Origin of the sequence: Roseateles chitinivorans, from assembly GCF_050632145.1 — a bacterium.
Taxonomy (GTDB): Bacteria; Pseudomonadota; Gammaproteobacteria; order Burkholderiales; family Burkholderiaceae_C; genus Roseateles; species Roseateles chitinivorans_B.
Genome location: NZ_CP192577.1, coordinates 2,621,502 through 2,638,592 on the forward strand (window position 1 = coordinate 2,621,502; position 17,091 = coordinate 2,638,592).

14 protein-coding genes and 2 pseudogenes are annotated in these 17,091 nt (G+C 69.4%); 5 read left to right on the top strand and 11 right to left on the bottom strand.

What is annotated here, in order from left to right; all coding sequences use genetic code 11:
- Positions 1 to 133: 133 nt before the first annotated feature.
- Positions 134 to 1,117 (top strand): LysR family transcriptional regulator, encoded by a 984-nt coding sequence (locus tag ACQ86G_RS12035; protein WP_431260773.1) that lies wholly within the window; start codon positions 134 to 136, stop codon positions 1,115 to 1,117.
- A gap of 317 nt (positions 1,118 to 1,434) precedes the next feature.
- Here ACQ86G_RS12035 and fur read toward each other — a convergent pair whose 3' ends face one another.
- The 4 genes from fur to ACQ86G_RS12055 all read right to left on the bottom strand — a co-directional run bounded on the left by fur (position 1,435) and on the right by ACQ86G_RS12055 (position 5,119).
- Entirely contained in the window at positions 1,435 to 1,896 is a 462-nt protein-coding gene (gene fur, locus ACQ86G_RS12040; RefSeq protein WP_431260774.1) for a ferric iron uptake transcriptional regulator, read from the bottom strand.
- A 31-nt stretch (positions 1,897 to 1,927) separates the two neighbouring features.
- A complete protein-coding gene (locus ACQ86G_RS12045; protein WP_431261389.1) occupies positions 1,928 to 3,112 on the bottom strand; it encodes a PepSY-associated TM helix domain-containing protein in 1,185 nt (394 codons plus the stop codon).
- A 13-nt stretch (positions 3,113 to 3,125) separates the two neighbouring features.
- The gene (locus ACQ86G_RS12050; protein ID WP_431260775.1) at positions 3,126 to 3,317 is read right to left on the bottom strand and encodes a hypothetical protein; all 192 of its coding nucleotides are present in this window, start codon (positions 3,315 to 3,317) and stop codon (positions 3,126 to 3,128) included.
- Positions 3,318 to 3,394: 77 nt separating this feature from the next.
- Entirely contained in the window at positions 3,395 to 5,119 is a 1,725-nt protein-coding gene (locus tag ACQ86G_RS12055) for an FAD-dependent oxidoreductase (RefSeq protein WP_431260776.1), read from the bottom strand.
- 135 nt (positions 5,120 to 5,254) lie between these two features.
- Between ACQ86G_RS12055 and ACQ86G_RS12060 the strand changes: the two are divergent.
- Positions 5,255 to 5,745 (top strand): annotated as a pseudogene (locus tag ACQ86G_RS12060) (acyl-CoA thioesterase).
- 53 nt (positions 5,746 to 5,798) lie between these two features.
- On the opposite strand, the gene gshA reads toward ACQ86G_RS12060, so the two are convergent.
- From gshA to ACQ86G_RS12090, 6 genes are all read right to left on the bottom strand, one after another.
- Complete coding sequence (gshA, locus tag ACQ86G_RS12065) at positions 5,799 to 7,319, bottom strand: glutamate--cysteine ligase (RefSeq protein ID WP_431260777.1); 1,521 nt, start codon at positions 7,317 to 7,319, stop codon at positions 5,799 to 5,801.
- A gap of 286 nt (positions 7,320 to 7,605) precedes the next feature.
- Positions 7,606 to 8,631 (bottom strand): GlxA family transcriptional regulator, encoded by a 1,026-nt coding sequence (locus ACQ86G_RS12070; protein ID WP_431260778.1) that lies wholly within the window; start codon positions 8,629 to 8,631, stop codon positions 7,606 to 7,608.
- A gap of 15 nt (positions 8,632 to 8,646) precedes the next feature.
- Positions 8,647 to 9,237, bottom strand: a complete 591-nt coding sequence (locus ACQ86G_RS12075) for a cysteine hydrolase family protein (RefSeq protein WP_431260779.1) — start codon at positions 9,235 to 9,237, stop codon at positions 8,647 to 8,649.
- A 103-nt stretch (positions 9,238 to 9,340) separates the two neighbouring features.
- Positions 9,341 to 9,940, bottom strand: a complete 600-nt coding sequence (locus ACQ86G_RS12080) for a DUF1415 domain-containing protein (RefSeq protein WP_431260780.1) — start codon at positions 9,938 to 9,940, stop codon at positions 9,341 to 9,343.
- Positions 9,941 to 10,040: 100 nt separating this feature from the next.
- Entirely contained in the window at positions 10,041 to 11,255 is a 1,215-nt protein-coding gene (locus ACQ86G_RS12085) for a M20 aminoacylase family protein (protein WP_431260781.1), read from the bottom strand.
- A 107-nt stretch (positions 11,256 to 11,362) separates the two neighbouring features.
- Positions 11,363 to 12,496: an ABC transporter substrate-binding protein gene (locus ACQ86G_RS12090; RefSeq protein WP_431260782.1), complete on the bottom strand. Its 1,134-nt coding sequence runs from the start codon at positions 12,494 to 12,496 to the stop codon at positions 11,363 to 11,365.
- A gap of 186 nt (positions 12,497 to 12,682) precedes the next feature.
- Here ACQ86G_RS12090 and ACQ86G_RS12095 point away from each other — a divergent pair, with 186 nt between their 5' ends.
- Positions 12,683 to 14,755 (top strand): molybdopterin-containing oxidoreductase family protein, encoded by a 2,073-nt coding sequence (locus ACQ86G_RS12095; protein ID WP_431260783.1) that lies wholly within the window; start codon positions 12,683 to 12,685, stop codon positions 14,753 to 14,755.
- Positions 14,752 to 15,819: an aminopeptidase gene (locus ACQ86G_RS12100; RefSeq protein ID WP_431260784.1), complete on the top strand. Its 1,068-nt coding sequence runs from the start codon at positions 14,752 to 14,754 to the stop codon at positions 15,817 to 15,819. The genes ACQ86G_RS12095 and ACQ86G_RS12100 overlap by 4 nt, the downstream gene beginning before the upstream one ends.
- 105 nt (positions 15,820 to 15,924) lie before the next feature.
- On the opposite strand, the gene ACQ86G_RS12105 is transcribed toward ACQ86G_RS12100, so the two are convergent.
- Positions 15,925 to 16,176, bottom strand: coding sequence for an acyl-CoA-binding protein (locus ACQ86G_RS12105; protein ID WP_431260785.1), 252 nt, complete (start codon positions 16,174 to 16,176; stop codon positions 15,925 to 15,927).
- A gap of 457 nt (positions 16,177 to 16,633) precedes the next feature.
- Between ACQ86G_RS12105 and ACQ86G_RS12110 the strand changes: the two are divergent.
- A pseudogene (locus tag ACQ86G_RS12110) lies at positions 16,634 to 17,002 on the top strand (wax ester/triacylglycerol synthase domain-containing protein); the annotation flags it as partial.
- Between the last annotated feature and the right edge of the window lie 89 nt (positions 17,003 to 17,091).

Genomic DNA, 17,091 nt, shown 5'->3' on the forward strand with positions numbered 1-17,091 from the left:
CCTTCAATGCTTGGGTTGGGAGTGCGGGGACCTTCTGGAGGTTGGCGACGTCGTGGAAGGACTGTAGGCAACGGGCCGTCGTACGATAAGGGGACCAAATCCGCACGGGCTGTGCGGAATCAAGGACAGTGAGATGGAACTTGGCGATCTCTCGGCGTTCCTCGCCGTGGCGCGGTCCGGAGGCTTCCGGGAGGCCTCGCGGCGCTCTGGCCTGAGCCCGTCCGGGCTGAGCGAGGCGGTGCGGCGACTGGAGACGAAGCTTGGCGTCCGGCTGTTGCATCGGAGCACCCGCAGCGTGGCGACGACCGAGGCCGGTGCGCGCCTGCTGGACCGTCTCGGCCCCGCGCTGGGGGAGGTCGAGGCCGCGCTGGACGTCGTCAACGGTTTCCGCGAACGGCCGGCCGGCACCCTGCGGCTCAACGTGCCGGCGAGCGCCGCGCGACTCGTGCTGCCGACCATCGTTCCCGCCTTCCTGAAGGCCTACCCGGACATCAAGCTCGACGTCACCGTCGACGAGAGCTTCGTCGACGTGCTGGCGGCCGGTTGCGATGCCGGCATCCGCTACGAAGAGCGCCTGGAGCAGGACATGATCGCCGTCCCCATCGGCCCGCGGAGGCAGCGCATGGCGACGGCGGCGTCGCCGGCCTATCTGGCCGAGCAGGGTCGACCGACACACCCGCGCGACCTGCTCGCCCATCGCTGCCTGCGGGGCCGCTTCCCCAGCGGCACGGTGCCGGTCTACGAATTCGAGCGCGACGGCGAGGTCGTCACCGTCGATCCCGACGGGCCGATGATCGTGCGCCTGGGCGGCGGTCTGGACCTCGCGATCGAGACCGCGGTCGCCGGCTGCGGCGTCATCCAGACCTTCGAGGACTGGGTGCGGCCCCACCTGGACAGCGGCGCGCTCGTCCCGGTGCTCGAGGACTGGTGGGGGTCCTTCAGCGGCCCGTTCCTCTACTATCCGGGCCGGCGCCACCTGCCGGCACCGCTGCGCGCCTTCGTCGACTTCGTGAAGGACGGACACGACGGCAGCGGACAAAAAGTCCGCCGCTTGAGCAGCACCCGGATCGAAGAAGGATCGGGGCGTTGCTCAAGTCCAGCGGACGAAGAGGTGTGAGAACTGAAAGTGGCCCCTCGAAGCAGGGGCCGTGGCTCCGCGAACGGAACGCTGGAGGCGACAGGTCGCGCTAGGATCTCAACCCAGCAGACCGGTCGCCAGTCCGAGGCAGGACATGACGCCGATGCAGACCACCCAGGCATCCGCGTTGTTCAATGAAGACCAGACCGTTTGCTTGAGCATCTGCATGACCATCTCCTGCTGCAGCCGGGCTGGCTGCGATGGATGGAAATGTACTGTATGCCCATACAGTATTCAACAGGGAAGTGCCGGATTGTGCGCGATCCGCCGCGGTCTCCCGCCCCGGTGCTTCGGATTCACCGATGGCGCTTCGCCCGGCACTCCGGGTTGGAGCACAGGCCGTACAGCGCGAGGGCATGCTCGACCAGCTCGTAGCCGCGTTCCTCGGCGATCTCGCGCTGGCGCTGCTCGATGCCGGCGTCGTAGAACTCTTCCACCCGGCCGCAGGCCAGGCACACCATGTGGTCATGGTGCTGTTCGGAATTGAGCTCGAACACGGCCTTGCCGGACTCGAAGTGCTGCCGTGCCAGCAGCCCCGCCTCGACGAACTGCATCAGCACCCGGTACACCGTCGCCAGGCCGATGTCCGCGCCCTCCAGCAGCAGCTGGCGATAGACGTCTTCCGCGCTGAGGTGGCGCTGGTCCGACTGCTCGAAGATCTGCAGCACCTTGATGCGGGGCAGGGTGGCCTTCAGGCCGCTGGATTGCAGGCTCTCGATCTGGTGTTTGGGGGAGTCGGGCTTGTGCGAGTCAGGCATGTGCGGTGGAGGTGATCGTGCGGACTGGCGATCAGGCGGCCGCGGTTTCGGGATTCTTGGCGTCGTCCAGGTCGTCGGCGGCCAGGGCCGCCGCGCCCTTCCTGCCCTTGCGGGCGCCCTGCGGCTTGCGCAGCCACAGGTAGAGGCCGCTGCCGAGGACGACGATGGTCGCCACGTCCAGCAGCGCCCACAGGATCTTCATCGGCATGCCGCCGTAGTCGCCGAAGTGCAGCGGCTGCGACACCAGCAGCGCCGTCAGGTACCACGGCAGTTCCGGCGCGGCCGTCAGCTGCGAGGTCTTCGCGTCGATCAGCAGCGGCTGCAGCAGCTTGGAGGTCAGCGGCGTCGTCCCCTTCAGGAAGAAGGTGTTGTGGTGCGGGCTGGAGAACGAGGTGCCGGGGAAGGCGATGAACGAGACCTTGCGCTTGTCGCCGACCTTCATCGCCGTGTCCATCGAGGCCTGCAGCGGCGCCCGTTCGTCGGCCTTGAGCAGCGGCTGGTCCTTGTACGGCGCCAGCAGCGCGATGACCTTGTCGTACTGCCAATACTGCACCAGCAGCTCCGCCCAGGTGTTGATCATCCCGGTCGCGCCGACGACGAAGCACCACACCAGCGTCACGATGCCGATCAGGTTGTGCAGGTCCAGCCACTTGACGCGCGTCGAGCGGTCCTTGCGCACCGCGCCGAAGTCGAGCTTGCGCATGAACGGCGCATACAGCACCACGCCGCTGACCAGCGCGATCAAGAGCAGCAGCCCCATCAGGCCGAGGAAGAGCTTGCCCGGCAGCCCCGCGAACAGGTCCACGTGCAGCCGGAACATCAGGTCCATGAAACCTTCGCCGATGCGGTACTCGCGCACCGCCAGGCCGGTCCGGGCATCGACGGCGACCGACTTGAACTGGTCGGTGGGGGCCGGTGTCGGCGCCAGCGTGAACCACCACAGGCGCGGGTCGTCCTCGTTCTCGCCGGCGAACTGGATCACCATCGTCGGGTGCACCGCGTTGGCCGCCTTCGCCATCACGTCCAGCGACACGCGCTGCCTGTCCATCGCGGCGGGCAGCTCGGGCGCCTCGATCTCGTCGCCGAGCAGGTGACCGATCTCGTGGTGGAAGATCAGCGGCAGGCCGGTCAGGCACAGCAGCAGCATGAACAGCGTGCAGACCAGGCTGGTCCACTTGTGGAGCCAGGTCCAGACGCGGATGGCGCGCGAGCTCATCATCGTCGTGTCCTCAGGAAGCGCGTCCGGCGCGCTGCGGGCGCCAGGCAAACCAGGCGATGACGGCGACCGGCACACCCAGGCCCACCCACGACCAGATGTCGCCCAGGTCGTCGGACACCAGCGCCGTCAGCAGGCCGGAGGCGCTCAGCAGGCCCAGCGCGATCGGCCAGGCCCAGAGACGACGGGATTCGGGAGAGAGCATCGGACGCGCCAAGTCTGCAAATAACAATTATTCGCATTCTATGGCGAAGCGGGGCGCCGGGTGTCGGCGCGCCGCGCTCAGACCGGGACGCGGGCCACGGCGGCAGGGCTGAGGCGTTCCGCGCGCGCGGCGTCCTGGCGGGCCAGGTACTGGTGGATGCTGGCGACGACCTGCGCGCCTTCGCCGATCGCGCCACCGACGCGCTTCACCGAGCCCGAGCGCACGTCGCCGACCGCGAACACGCCGGGGATGCTCGATTCCAGCGGCTCCGGCTTGTAGTCGGACAGCGGGCAGGCGCAGGCGCGGCCCGTGATGATGAAGCCGGCCTGGTCGAGCTCCAGTCCGCACTCGGCGATCACGCCGGTCTCCGGCTCGGCGCCGATGAACATGAACAGGTGCTGCAGCGCGAGCCGTCTTTCCTGGCCGTTGCGGCGGTCGCGCCAGCTCACCGCTTCAAGCGAGTCGCCGCCCTCGAGCGCCTTGAGTTCCTGGTGCGGCTGCAGTTCGATGTTGGCCGTGCCCTGGATGCGGTCGATCAGGTAGCGCGACATCGTCGCCGCCAGGCCCGGACCGCGGATCAGCATGATGACCTTGGCCGCGTGGTTGGAGAGGAACACCGCCGCCTGTCCCGCCGAGTTGCCGCCACCGACGATGACCACCGTCTGCCGGCTGCAGATGCGGGCCTCGATCGGCGAGGCCCAGTACCAGACGCCGCGACCCTCGAAGCGGGTCAGCGCGTCGATCTCCGGCCGGCGGTAGCGCGCGCCGGTGGCGATCACCGCGGTGCGGGCGCGCACCTTGCGGCCGTCCTCGAGCGACAGGTGGAGTTCGTCCTCCATGCCTTGGCGCTCGCAGCTCATCTGCGTGACCTTGGCGGGGATCAGCATGTCCGCGCCGAATTTCTGGGCCTGGACGAAGGCCCGGCCCGCCAGCGCCTGGCCGGAGATGCCGGTCGGGAAGCCGAGGTAGTTCTCGATGCGCGAACTCGCGCCGGCCTGGCCGCCGAACGAGCGGCAGTCCAGCACCAGCACCGACAGGCCCTCGGACGCCGCGTACACGGCGGACGACAGCCCCGCGGGACCGGCGCCGATGATGGCGACGTCGAACAGCTCGGTGCGCTCGCGCATGTCGACGATGCCCATGCAGCGCGCGACTTCGTCGTCCGTCGGATCGACCAGCACCTCGCCGCCGGGGCAGATGACCAGCATCTGCACGCCGTCGCTCATGTACTGGTCGGCGAGCGCCTTGGCGTCCTCGTTCTGGTCGGGCTCCAGCTGCTGGTGCGGGTAGCCGTTGCGGCCCAGGAAGCTGCGCAGCCGCATCACCGGCGCGGACTTGCCGCGGCCGATCAGCGTCGCGCCGCTGGCGCCGGCCTCGATCAGGCCGACGCGGCGCAGGATGAAGGCGCGGGTCAGGCGCTCGCCCAGGTCGGCCTCGCCGATCAGCAGCGCGCGCAGCTGCGGCGGGCTGACGTCGACGGCCTCGACCTCGGTCTCGGCGATCGCATCGATGAAGGAGGGCCGGCCGCTGAGCTGGCCGACCTCGCCCAGGAAGCCGCCGGGCCCGTGCCGGTGGATCGGCGTCACGTGGCCGAGGCTGTCGCGCTGCGACACGGTGATCTCGCCGCTCAGGATGAGGATCATGCCCATGCCGCTGTCGCCGGCACGCACGACCCACTCGCCTTGGGAATACCGCCGGAACCGGCCGAATCGCGCGACGCGCGCGATGTCGGCGACCCCGAGCGCGGGGAACATCTGGGCACCGCGCGTGTCGACGATGCTGGGCTGCTGGACCTGGACCATGGAACCTCCTGCCGCGCACCCTAACCGACGCCCGTGTCAGCGGCAAGCGCCAGAAGGGGCAAGCGCGGGTCCCCCGGACTCTGGCACCATGGCGGCCACTCCCCCACTCCACGATCCGACGCCGGATCCCGCGCCATGGACCTGCCTTCCCACCAACTCACGATGACGGTGCTGATGACGCCGGACATGGCCAACTTCTCCGGCAACGTGCACGGCGGCACCATCCTGAAGCTGCTCGACCAGGTCGCCTACGCCTGCGCCAGCCGGTACGCGGGCCGCTACACGGTGACGCTGTCGGTGGACCAGGTGATGTTCCGCCAGCCGATCCATGTCGGGGAACTGGTCAGCTTCCTGGCGACGGTGAACTACGCCGGCACCTCATCGATGGAGATCGGCATCAAGGTCGTCACCGAGAACATCCGCGACCAGGTGGTGCGGCACGCCAACAGCTGCTTCTTCACGATGGTGGCGGTGGGCGAGGATGGCCGACCGGTGCCGGTCCCCCGCGCACCCCAACGACGCCCGATGAGAAGCGCCGTTGGGAGGCGGCGCTGGAGCGCAAGAAGCTGCGTCAGGAACTGCAGCAGCGCCACGACGAGCTGCGCAGCTCGTCGCTGCCGGGCTGAGCCGGCCGGGGACCCGGGCGGGCCCGATCAAGCTCAAGCGCGACTGAACCCGCTCATCCGCGCAGTTGCGCGGGATCGAGGTACTGCTGCCGGAAGGTCTCGAAGTCGACCGTGTCCGCCGCCTCGATGGCAGCCTGTGCTTCCAGCGAGGCGCGCGCCGACTGGTCGAAGCGGGTCATCAGGCCGTCGGGCAGCGGCTGTTCCAGCACATGCCGGCGGGAGACTTCGGACTGCGCCGCGACGAAGGCCAGGTGCGACGACTCGTGCTGCGCGCGCATCGCCGCCAGCACGCGGGCCGACGGCAGTTGGTCCGGATCGTCCCAGCGTTCGACCGCCTGTGCGAGCGCCTCGCGGTACAGCGAGCCGCCCAGCGTCGCGTCCACCTTGTCCGCGATCGGCGCGAATTCGGCCAGCAGTTCGCGACCCCAGTCGCGCAGCGATACCTCGCCGCCGCGACGCTCCAGGGTCAGGCCGGGTTCACGGCCGGCCGAGGCGGTGCGGTGCTGGTTGCGCGCCAGCGCGCCGAGTTCGTCCGGCGTGTCGTTCGGACTGTCCGTCAGCCAGCAATGCAGCAGGAAGAGGTCGAGGAAACGCATCGTGCCCGCGGCGATGCCGACCGGCTCGAACGGGTCCAGGTCCATGCAGCGGACCTCGATGTACTCGACGCCGCGCTCGCGCAGCGCGTGCAGCGGACGTTCGCCCGAGCGGATCGTGCGCTTGGGACGGATCGTGCCGTAGAACTCGTTCTCGATCTGCAGCAGCGTCGTCGACAGCTGGTTGTATTCGCCGCCCGGATTGACGACGCCGACCTTCTCGTAGGCGGCATACGGCCGCGTCAGCGCGTCCTGCAGCGAGGCGGCATACCCGTCGATGCTGTTGTAGCTGACCGCCAGCGAGGCCTGCGCATCGCTCTGGTAACCGAGCCGGCCCATGCGCAGCGAGGTGCCGTAGGGCATGTGCAGCGTGCCGTCGACCAGCGGTTGCAGGCCGTGCTCGCGGCCGGCGACGAAGCTCGCGCACAGCGCCGGCGACGCGCCGAACAGCGTCAGCAGCAGGAAGGAGTGGCGGCGGAAGTTGCGGATCAGCGCGAAGTGGTCCGCGTTGTCCAGGCCCGGCATCGACCAGTTGTAGTGGATGCCGGAGATCGTCTGCATGCGCCGCCCGTAGCGGTGGCCCAGGCCCATGCGGTAGACGCTCTTGGCGCGGCCGATGTTGGACGCACCATAGCGGCCGATCGGGATGGTCTCGTCGGCGGGCAGCAGGCACGGCATGCTCGACGCCCACATCAGTTCATTCCCCAGGCAGCGGTAGACCGCCTGGTGGATCTCGGTGAGCTGGCGTTCGCAATCCTCGGCGGTCGCATGCACGCCGGTGATCAGCTCGAGCTGCGATTCGCTGAAGTCGGTGGTGACGGTCTCGTGCGTCAGCGCGGACCCGAGCGCCGTCGGATGCGGCGTCAGCGCCAGGGAGCCGCCGCTCGGTTGCGCGCGCAGGCTTTCCTTCTCCACGCCGCGGCGCATGCCCGCCAGACGGGCCGGATCCAGGGCCTCCAGTCGCTTCAACCAATCGTTCAAATGCCGCTCCTCGTTCACTGTGGGCGCGCAAGTTACCAGAAGTGCACGAAACCCGCTTGACTTGGATTTATGCAGTTTGTGCTAAGTCGGTAGGCGCTGGGCGGCGCGGGGCAATCGCCGGGCCAGGCCCCGGGCTGCCTTCGCAAGGAGCACAGACGGCGGAGCCGGTGCCCCTCTTCTCTCACAGTCTTCGCTTCGCTCAGGGTTCGTTCAGAGGGGCACCGGCTCCGCCGTCTCGATGGACTTCGACCGTTGCTCCGTGGCTGGCGGCTTGGGGCGTCATGCGTCATGCGTCAGCGCTCAGGCGACGGCGGGTGCGGCGGAGTTGCTGGTCCGAACTGAAACCGGCGGCGAGGGCCGCCTGGGCCGGGCGCGCGCCGCGCTGGAGTTCCCGTCGCGCCAGCTCCAGCCGGATCGCGCGCAGGTAGTCCAGCGGCGTCGTGCCGCCGTGCTGGGTGAAGAGCCGGGTGAGGTGCCTCGGCGTGACGTGAGCGACCTCCGCCATGCGGGCCAGGCTCCAGTCGGCGCGCGGATCGCCACAGACGGCGTCCTGGACGCGATGCAGCCCGGGGTGCAGGTGGTGCCGGTTCGCCAGCATCGGCGAGAGTTCCGGATCCTGCGCGCCGCGGCGCAGGTAGACCACCATCACCTGCGCGACCGAGGCGGCGATCGCCTCGCCGCAGTGCTCCGCGATCAGCGCCAGCACCAGGTCGATGCCGGCGGTGATGCCGGCGCTGCTGGCCAGTGGGCCGTCGAGCACGAACACGCGGTTGGCCTGCACGTCGGCGCGCGGGGCGGCATCCCGCAGCGCGTCCAGCGCCTCGTGGTGCGTGGTGCAGCGGCGGCCGTCGAGCAGCCCGGCCCGCGCCGCCAGCAGGGCGCCGGCGCAGATGCTCAGCAGGCGGCCCTGGCCGCCTGCCAGCAGCGCGGTGCCTTCGCGATGGAGCCAGCGCTCGATTCGAAGTTCCTCTTCCCGATCTGCCGTGTCGGTCGGCGGGTCGTCAGGATGCGGGTGTCGACGTCCGCTCAGGATCAGCCAATCCCGCTCGCCGAGCTCGGGCAGCGGCTCGAGCGCGGCCAGCGTCAGTCCCACCGAGGTCGGCGCCGACTCGCTCGCGGCGCAGTAGCGCAAGCGGAATGCCTCCGGTCCGCCGCGCCGGCGTAGCGCCTGGTTGGCGAGCCGCAGTGCCTCGGCCGCGCCGGCCAGGTCGAGCAGCAGGGTGTGGCGCTCGACCAGGATCCAGACGTCGACGAGCGCCGTCCGTGCACCGGCATCGGAGCCGGAGCTGCGATCAAGGGCGGAAAGGGACATCGCCGCAGTATGCGCTCAGACGGCGCGCGCGAGCGCCTGCTCGACGGTCACGATGTCGGCGAAGCGGCCTTGCAGCGTGACCTCGGTGCGCAGCTTCAGGTCGTCGACGCCGACCACGACGCCGCTGGCGTGCGGAATCGGGAAGGTGTGCGTCGCCTCGGTAACGTAGTCGACCGTCCAGCCTTCGTCGCTGGCGTGGCGGGTGGTGGTCTCGCAGCACTGCTCGGTGCGGATGCCGGCGACGATCAGGCGGCGGATGCCGTGCTCGGTCAGCCACACCGACAGCCCGGTGCCGACCAGCGCGCTGTGGCGGCGCTTGAGGAACTCGGCGGCGATGGGCACCTGCGCCAGGCCGTCCAGCGGGCGGACGTGGCCGCTGACCAGCGAGAACGGGTTGTCCGCCGTCTCCGGGCCGTCGCTGTGGAGGATGCGGATGATCGGCAGGCCGCGGGCGGCGGCACCGTCGAGCAGGGCGTTGGTGCGTTCCAGGTAGGTCGGCCAGGTGGTCTCGTCCCAGTACGGGCGATGGCGGAACGACTCCTGCACGTCGATCAGCAGGACGGCGGTCGTGGGGGTGGCGGCAGCAGCGTTCGAGGCGTTGGTCATCGAGGACTCCATCGGGTGGTTGATGGGAGTCATCGTGCCGGCGAAGGTCTCCGGCGTCGCGCCGCCGCCGGACCAGTCGCGGTCAAATCAGGACATCGGTCCTTCAGTCCTCGCGCGTGGTGCGCTGGGCCAGCGGCAGCTTGGCCTCGACGTCCAGCGCGTCCCAGCCCTTGCGGCCGATGCGGCGCAGCGTCTCGATGTTGGCTTCGTAGATGGCGTCGGTGTCGGGCATCGTCTCGACGGCGCGTTCGATGCTCTCCTCGCGCAGCAGATGCAGCGTCGGGTAGGGCGACCGGTTGCTGAGGTTGTCGACGTCGTCCGCGTCCGTCCCGTCGAACTGGTAGTCCGGGTGGAAGCTCGCGACCTGCAGCACGCCGTCCAGGTCCAGGTCCTCGACCAGCGCGTCGGCGGCGCCGAGGAAGTCGTTGAAGTCCAGGAAGTCGTTCAGTACCCACGGATGGACCAGCAAGGTGGTCTCCGTCTCGTCCGGATCGGCGCGGTTGAGCGACAGCAGCTCGTGCGCCAGGTCCTTGAGCAGGTCCTCGGGCGTGCGCGCCGCGCTGACCACCGTGCGCAGCCGCTGGTTGACCTCGACGCTCTTGGCGAAGGGGCACAGGTTCAGGCCGATCACCGCCCGCTGCAGCCAGCGATGGGTGTCGTCGAGGACGGTCTTTTCCTGGTCGGGCGCAATCGGGGCGGTCATCGGGCGGAGGCTGGACGTTGTCTGGCTGAAATGGAAGGAGGTTTCTGGCGTCGGGTCGTTGGCGCGTGGCTCATGGCGCCTGATTGATTGCGCCCGACACTCAGGCCTTGGCGGGCCGGGGCTGCTTGAACCAGGCGTCGACCAGCCGCGACCACATCGAGCCGCCCAGCGGGATCAGCTCGTCGTTGAAGTCATAGCTCGGGTTGTGCAGCATGCAGGGCCCCAGGCCGTGGCCGCCCTCGCGGTGGCTGCCGTCGCCGTTGCCGATCAGGAAGTAGCAGCCCGGCACCTCCTGCAGGTAGTAGCTGAAGTCCTCGGCGCCCATCGTCGGCTCGAACTCCTGCACGTTGGGCGCCCCCAGCATCTCGGTCAGCACGCCGCGGACGAACTCGGTCTCGGCGGGGTGGTTGATCGTCGGCGGGTAGTTGCGGTGGAAGGAGAACTCGCACTGGACCTCGAAGGCGTCGCCCGTGGCCTCGGTGATCTGCTTCATGCGGCGCTCGATCAGGTCCAGCGTCTCCAGCGTGAAGGTGCGGACGGTGCCCTGCAGCTCGCAGCTTTCGGGGATGACGTTGGTGGCCTCGCCGGCATGGATCATCGTCACCGAGATCACGCCCGCGTCGATCGGCCGCTTGTTGCGGGTGATGATGGTCTGGTAGGCCTGCACCAGCTGCGCGGCGACGACCACCGGGTCCGTGCCCAGGTGCGGCATCGCGCCGTGCGCGCCCTTGCCCTTGATGGTGACCTTGAACTCGTTGCTCGAGGCGAAGACCGGTCCGCTCTTGAGCGCGAACTGGCCGGCTGCCATGCCCGGCCAGTTGTGGATGCCGAACATGGCTTCCATCGGGAACTTGGTGAACAGGCCGTCCTTGATCATCTCGCGGGCGCCGCCGCCGCCTTCCTCCGCCGGCTGGAAGACGACGTAGACGGTGCCGTCGAAGTCGCGCTGCGCCGCCAGGTGCTTGGCGCCCGCCAGCAGCATCGCGGTATGACCGTCGTGGCCGCACGCGTGCATCTTGCCGGGGTGCCTGCTGGCGTGGGCGAAGGTGTTGTGCTCCGTGATCGGGAGTGCGTCGATGTCGGCGCGCAGGCCCAGCGTGCGGCCGGAGGCGCCGCCGTCGCGGCCCTGGATGATGCCGACCACGCCGGTCTTGCCCAGGCCGCGGTGGATCTCGATGCCCCAGTCGGTCAGGGCCTTGGCCACCACGTCCGCGGTGCGGTCCTCGTGGAAGCAGAGCTCCGGATGCGCGTGCAGGTCGCGTCGCAGCTTGGCGATGGCCGGGGCGTCGGCCAGGATGGGTTCGATCAGCTTCATGGGCGGGCACTCCGATGTCGTCGCGACAGCGTGTCGGGCTTGCCGCGGGCCAGAAAGGCCGCGGCGCCGCTCAGGGCGGCGCCGCTGTGGTCGGACCAGTGTACCCGTCAGCGCTTCACGCGCCCGTCGTTGGTCAGCATCGTCATCTCGACGAAGCTCGAGCCGACATGCTTGTTGGGCTTGAAGTTCACGCTGAAGCCGCCGACGTTGTAGTTCGACAGGGTGTCGAGCGCCGCGGTCAGGCCCTCGCGGGTCTGGCGGGTCATGCGGCGGATGCCTTCGCTGATGACCTTGGCGCCGATGTAGCCCTCGATGGCGGTGTAGTTGAACTTCTGGCCGGCCTTGGTGGCGGCCTGCTGGTACTCGTGGACCACGCCGACCTGCGAGCCGAACGGGTAGGGCATGACCTGGCTGACGACCACGCCCATCGCGTCCTTGCCGAGCTCGTCCAGCAGCGACTGGGTGCCGACGAAGGACACGTTGTAGAACACGCCGCCGTAGCCGGCCTTGCGCGCGGCGCGGATGAAGGCGGCGCAGCTCTTGTAGGCGCTGATCATGACGATGGCTTCGGGCGGCGAGCCGCTCTGCACCAGGTCCTTGACGGCCTTGGCGACGTCGACGCTGTTGCGTTCGACGGTGGACATGGCCAGCGGCTGGAGCGCCAGCGGCTTCATCGCGCGCAGCACGCCGTCCAGGCCAGCCTTGCCATACGCGTCGTTCTGGTGGAAGACCGAGATGCGCATCAGACCCAGCTGGGTCAGCTGCTTCACGATCAGGGCGGTCTCGTCGTAGTACGAGGCACGCACGTGGTAGACCCACGGGCTGAACGGGTCGCGCAGCACTTCGGCGCCGGTGAAGGGCGCGACGAAGGGGATCTTGGCCTGGTTGACCAGCGGCAGCGCGGCCACCGAGGTCGGCGTGCCGACGTAGCCGAACAGCGCGAACACGTCGTCGGCGATCAGCTTCTCGGTGTTGGCCTTGCAGCGGTCGGGCTCGTAGCCGTCGTCCAGCGTGCGCAGTTCGATGGTGGTGCCGTTGATGCCGCCGGCGGCGTTCTGGGCATCGAAGAACAGCTTGGCGCCGGCCTGCATCTGGATGCCCAGCTGGGCGGCGGCGCCGGTCAGCGGCGCCGACTGGCCCAGCACCAGGCGTTTGCCTTGCGCGCGGACGGCCGACGGGATGGGCAGGGTGGCGAGCGCGCCCAGGGCGCTGGCGGAGGCGAGAAGTTGGCGGCGATCCAAAGGGGACTCCCAGAGGGGTTCGAATTGATATTGTGGCGTCCGCCGGAGGAGGGCAAGCGCGCCAGGAGACTCGACACGACCTATTTCGGCCTCCTGGTCTGCGAGCTTAGCGGTTCGTGTGTCCAGCGTTGTCGCTCTCTCGGGTAAGAAATCGCAAGGGTGTGGCGCCTGTGCAATAGTTGACGCATGTCGTCCGTGCTCTCTGAACCCCTCGTGAACCTCCCGCCACAGGCCGCCGACCGCGGCACGCGAATCGTCAAGGGCGCCTGCCCGCACGACTGTCCCGACACCTGCGCGTTGCGCATCACGGTCGAGGACGGCAAGGTGGTGAAGGTCCAGGGCCAGCCCGAACACCCGAGCACCCACGGCGCGCTGTGCACGAAGGTGTCGCGGTATCCCGAGCGGACCTATCACGCGGAGCGGGTGCTGCACCCGCTCAAGCGCGTCAGCGCCAAGCACGAGCCGCCGCGTTTCGAGCGCATCGGCTGGGACCAGGCGATCGCCGAGATCGCCGGCCGGCTGAGCGCCATCGCGGCGCGCGATCCGCAGGCCATCCTGCCCTACAGCTACGCCGGCACGATGGGCATGCTGCAGGGCGAGGCGATGGCGGGGCGCTTCTTCAACCGGCTGGGCGCGTCCTGCCTGGACCGCACGATCTGCGCGTCGGCGGGCGGCGCGGGCCTGGCGGCGACTTACGGGCACAAGGTCGGCATGCACCTGCCGCACTTCGCGGAATCGAAGCTGATCGTGATCTGGGGCAGCAATTCGATCGCGTCCAACCTGCATTTCTGGACCTTCGCGAACCAGGCCAAGCGCAACGGCGCGAAGCTGGTCTGCATCGATCCGCGCAAGACCGAGACCGCCGACAAGTGCCACCAGCACCTGGCGCTGTTGCCGGGCACGGACGGCGCGCTGGCGCTGGGGCTGATGCACGAGCTGATCGCCAACGACTGGCTCGACCATGACTACCTCTTCCGGTACGTCGACGGCTGGGATGAGTTGCGCAGCAGGGCGCAAGCCTGGACGCCCGAGCGCACCGCCGCCGAATGCGGGATCACGGCGGACGAGGTCCGCGGCCTGGCCCGGGACTACGGCACGCTGGCGCCGGCGGCGATCCGGCTGAACTACGGCATGCAGCGGGTGCGCGGCGGCGGCAACGCGGTGCGGCTGATCGCGCTGCTGCCCTGCCTGACCGGGGCCTGGCGCCAGCGCGCGGGCGGATTGCTGCTGTCGAGTTCGGGCTGGTTCGCGCCGTTCAAGAATCCCGCGCTGGAACGCCCCGACCTGCGCGCCGGCCGGCCGTCGCGGACGATCAACATGAGCACGATCGGCGACGACCTGTTGCGCGACTCGTCCGCCGCGTTCGGCCCGAAGGTCGAGGCACTGATCGTCTACAACAGCAACCCGGTCGCGGTGGCGCCGGAGTCGCCGAAGGTGGTGGCGGGCTTCGAGCGCGGGGACCTGCTGACGGTGGTGCTGGAGCACTTCATGACGGACACGGCCGACCTGGCCGACTACGTGCTCCCGGCGACGACGCAACTGGAGCACCTCGACATCCACACCAGCTACGGCCACACCGATGTGCTGGTCAACGAGCCGGCGATCGCGCCGGTCGGTGAGGCGCGTCCGAACACGGAGATCTTCCGGGACCTCGCGGCGGCGATGGGATTCGACGAGCCCGCCTTCCACGACGACGACGAGGCGTTGCTGCGACAGGCCTTCCGCGACGATGTCGATCTCGCCGAACTGCGCGGACGTGGCTGGTTCAAGCTGCCGCTGGCGGAGGCGCCGTTCGCCGAGGGCGGCTTCCCGTCGCCGAGCGGCAAGGCCGACGCGCGCGGTGCGGACTATGTGCCGAACTACGAGAGCCGCACGAGCGACCCGGCGCTGGCCGCGCGGTATCCGCTGGCGATGATCTCGCCGCCGGCGCGCAACCACCTGAACAGCACCTTCGTGAACGTGAAGAGCCTGCGCGACATCGAGGGCGAGCAGGTGCTCGAGATGAGCGCCGGCGACGCCGCGGCGCGCGGACTCGCCGATGGGCAGCTGGTGCGCGTGTTCAACGATCGCGGCAGCTACGCCTGCCGGCTGGACGTGAGCGCGCGGGCGCGCGAGGGCGTCGTGCACGGGCTGGGCATCTGGTGGCGCAAGCTGGGCGCGGACGGACGCAACGTCAACGAGGTCACGCACCAGCGCCTGACCGACCTGGGCCGCGCGCCGTGCTTCTACGACTGCCTGGTCGAGGTGTCCGCGGGATGACGAAGCGCGCACGACGACTGCTGCTGGCCCTGCTGGCCGCGCCGCTGCTGCTGGCGATGACGGCGCTCGGCGGCTGCGCCCAGCTGTCGTACTACGGGCAGTCGCTGTCGGGGCACCTGTCGCTGGTGCGCTCGGCCAAGCCGGTCGACGAGTGGCTGGGGCAGCAGGATCTGGATCCCGAAGTGCGCAAGCAGCTCGAGCTGTCCAAGTCGCTGCGGGACTACGCGTCCGCGGAGTTGAAACTGCCGGACAACGACAGCTACCGGCGCTACGCCGACCTGAAGCGCGGCTCGGCGGTGTGGAACGTCGTCGCGACGCCGGAGCTGAGCCTGCAGCTCAAGACCTGGTGCTATCCGATCATGGGCTGCGCGGGATACCGCGGCTACTTCGACCCGCACGACGCGCGCGAGCTGGCGCAGGAACTCCGCAAGGAGGGCCTCGAGCCCTACGTGTACGGCGTGCCGGCGTATTCGTCGCTGGGCTGGAGCAATTGGCTGGGCGGCGATCCGCTGCTGAACACCTTCATCCGCTACCCCGAGGCGCAACTGGCGCGGATGATCTTCCACGAGCTGGCCCACCAGGTGGCATACGCCAACGACGACACCGCATTCAACGAGAGTTTCGCGACGGCCGTCGAGCAGATCGGCGTGGGCCGTTGGCTGAAGGACCGGCCCGAGGCCCTGCGCGACGACGAACAGTCGCGGCGCCGGCAGGAGGAGGTCCAGGTCTTGCTCAAGGCGACGCGGGACCAGTTGCAGGACGTGTTCCGCAGCACGGCCAGCGACGACGAGAAGCGCGCCGGCAAGGCAGCGGCTTTCGCGAAGCTGCGCGCGGACTACGAGGCGATCAAGCGCGACCGCTGGAACGGCGATACGCGCTTCGACCGCTGGGTGTTGGGCCTGAACACGCCGGCGCTGGCGATCCAGGGCAGCTACACGGACCTGGTGCCGGACTTCATCCGCCTGTTCGAGCGCCAGGGTGCGGACTGGCCGCGCTTCTATGCCGAGGTGCAGCGGCTGGCGAAGTTGCCGAAGGACGAGCGTCGGGCGGAACTGGCGCGCTGAAGCGGCGGGGCGCCGCACTCCGGGGCGTCGCCGCCGGAAACGACGAGGCCGCCCTCGCGGGGCGGCCTCCTGGCAGGACCGGCGCGGGCGCCGTTCCTGGAGGGCTTACTTCAAGCCTTCGACCAGATCGATGTAGTCCTGCATCGCCTCGTCGTTGGTCTTGCCCTCGAGGGTCTTCCAGGCGTCCCACTTGGCGCGGTTGACGAAGTCCGTCATGCCGGGGCGGTCGCCCTCGACGTCGCCGGCGGTCGCCTGCTTGAACAGCGCGTACAGCTTCAGCAGCGTCTGGTTGTCCGGGCGCTCGGGCAGATTCTTGGAATCGGCGACGGCGGCGTCGAATTGGTCCTTCAGGCTCATGGTGTGTCTCCCGTGGCGGTGAGCTGGGCGTCCCGTTGGCGACAATCGGGACGGATGGCCGCGATGTTACCCATCCCACCCCCACGTTCGGACTGGGGCCGCCTCTCTAGATGACGGATGATCCAGGCTCGACCGCCTCGTCCGTCGCCTCGTCCGTCGCCTCGTCCGTCGCCTCGTCCGTCGCCTCGTACCCTGCCCCGTCCGTCCAGGAGACCGCATTGCCCACCGCCGCGTCCAGCCCCTCCCCCGCGGGAACGCCAAGTCCAAGCCGACGAAGGCCGAGCCCGCGCAGCGCAAGCCGCGTGTCGCCGCCGGCAAGACGACGGGGAAGGGCGCGGGCCAGGGCCTGCCGAACGGCAACGGGGGCATCGTCCGTCCCGACGGCTTGCCGGAGGGGGCCGAACCGATGTCCAAGGTCGACACGGCCTGGCTGCGGCTGGACACCGAAGCCAACCGCATGATCATCCACGGCGTGCTGCTGCTGAAGCCCCACGTGTCGCTGGACGACCTGCGCACGCGTGTCGCTGAACGGTTGCTCCGCTTCCCCTGCTTCAGACAGCGCGTCATCGAGACCCGCGACAGCGCCTGGTGGGTCGAGGACGCCGAGGTCGACATCACGCGGCACGTGATCCCCGAGACGCTGAACCGACGGCGCGGCCGTCCGCTCGAAGGGGCGCTGCAGGACCGCCTCGCCGATCTCGCCGCGGAGCCGCTCGACCCGTCGCGCCCGCTCTGGCAGCTGCACCTGATCGAACATTACGACGGCAGCAGCGCGCTCATCGCGCGCGTGCACCATTGCATCGCCGACGGTATCGCGCTGATCGCGGTGCTGCTGTCGATCACCGATGGCGGTGCCGTGCCGCCGACCTTGCCCGCGGCAAAGGCGGGCAAGGGCACCCGGGGGCGAAGGCCGCA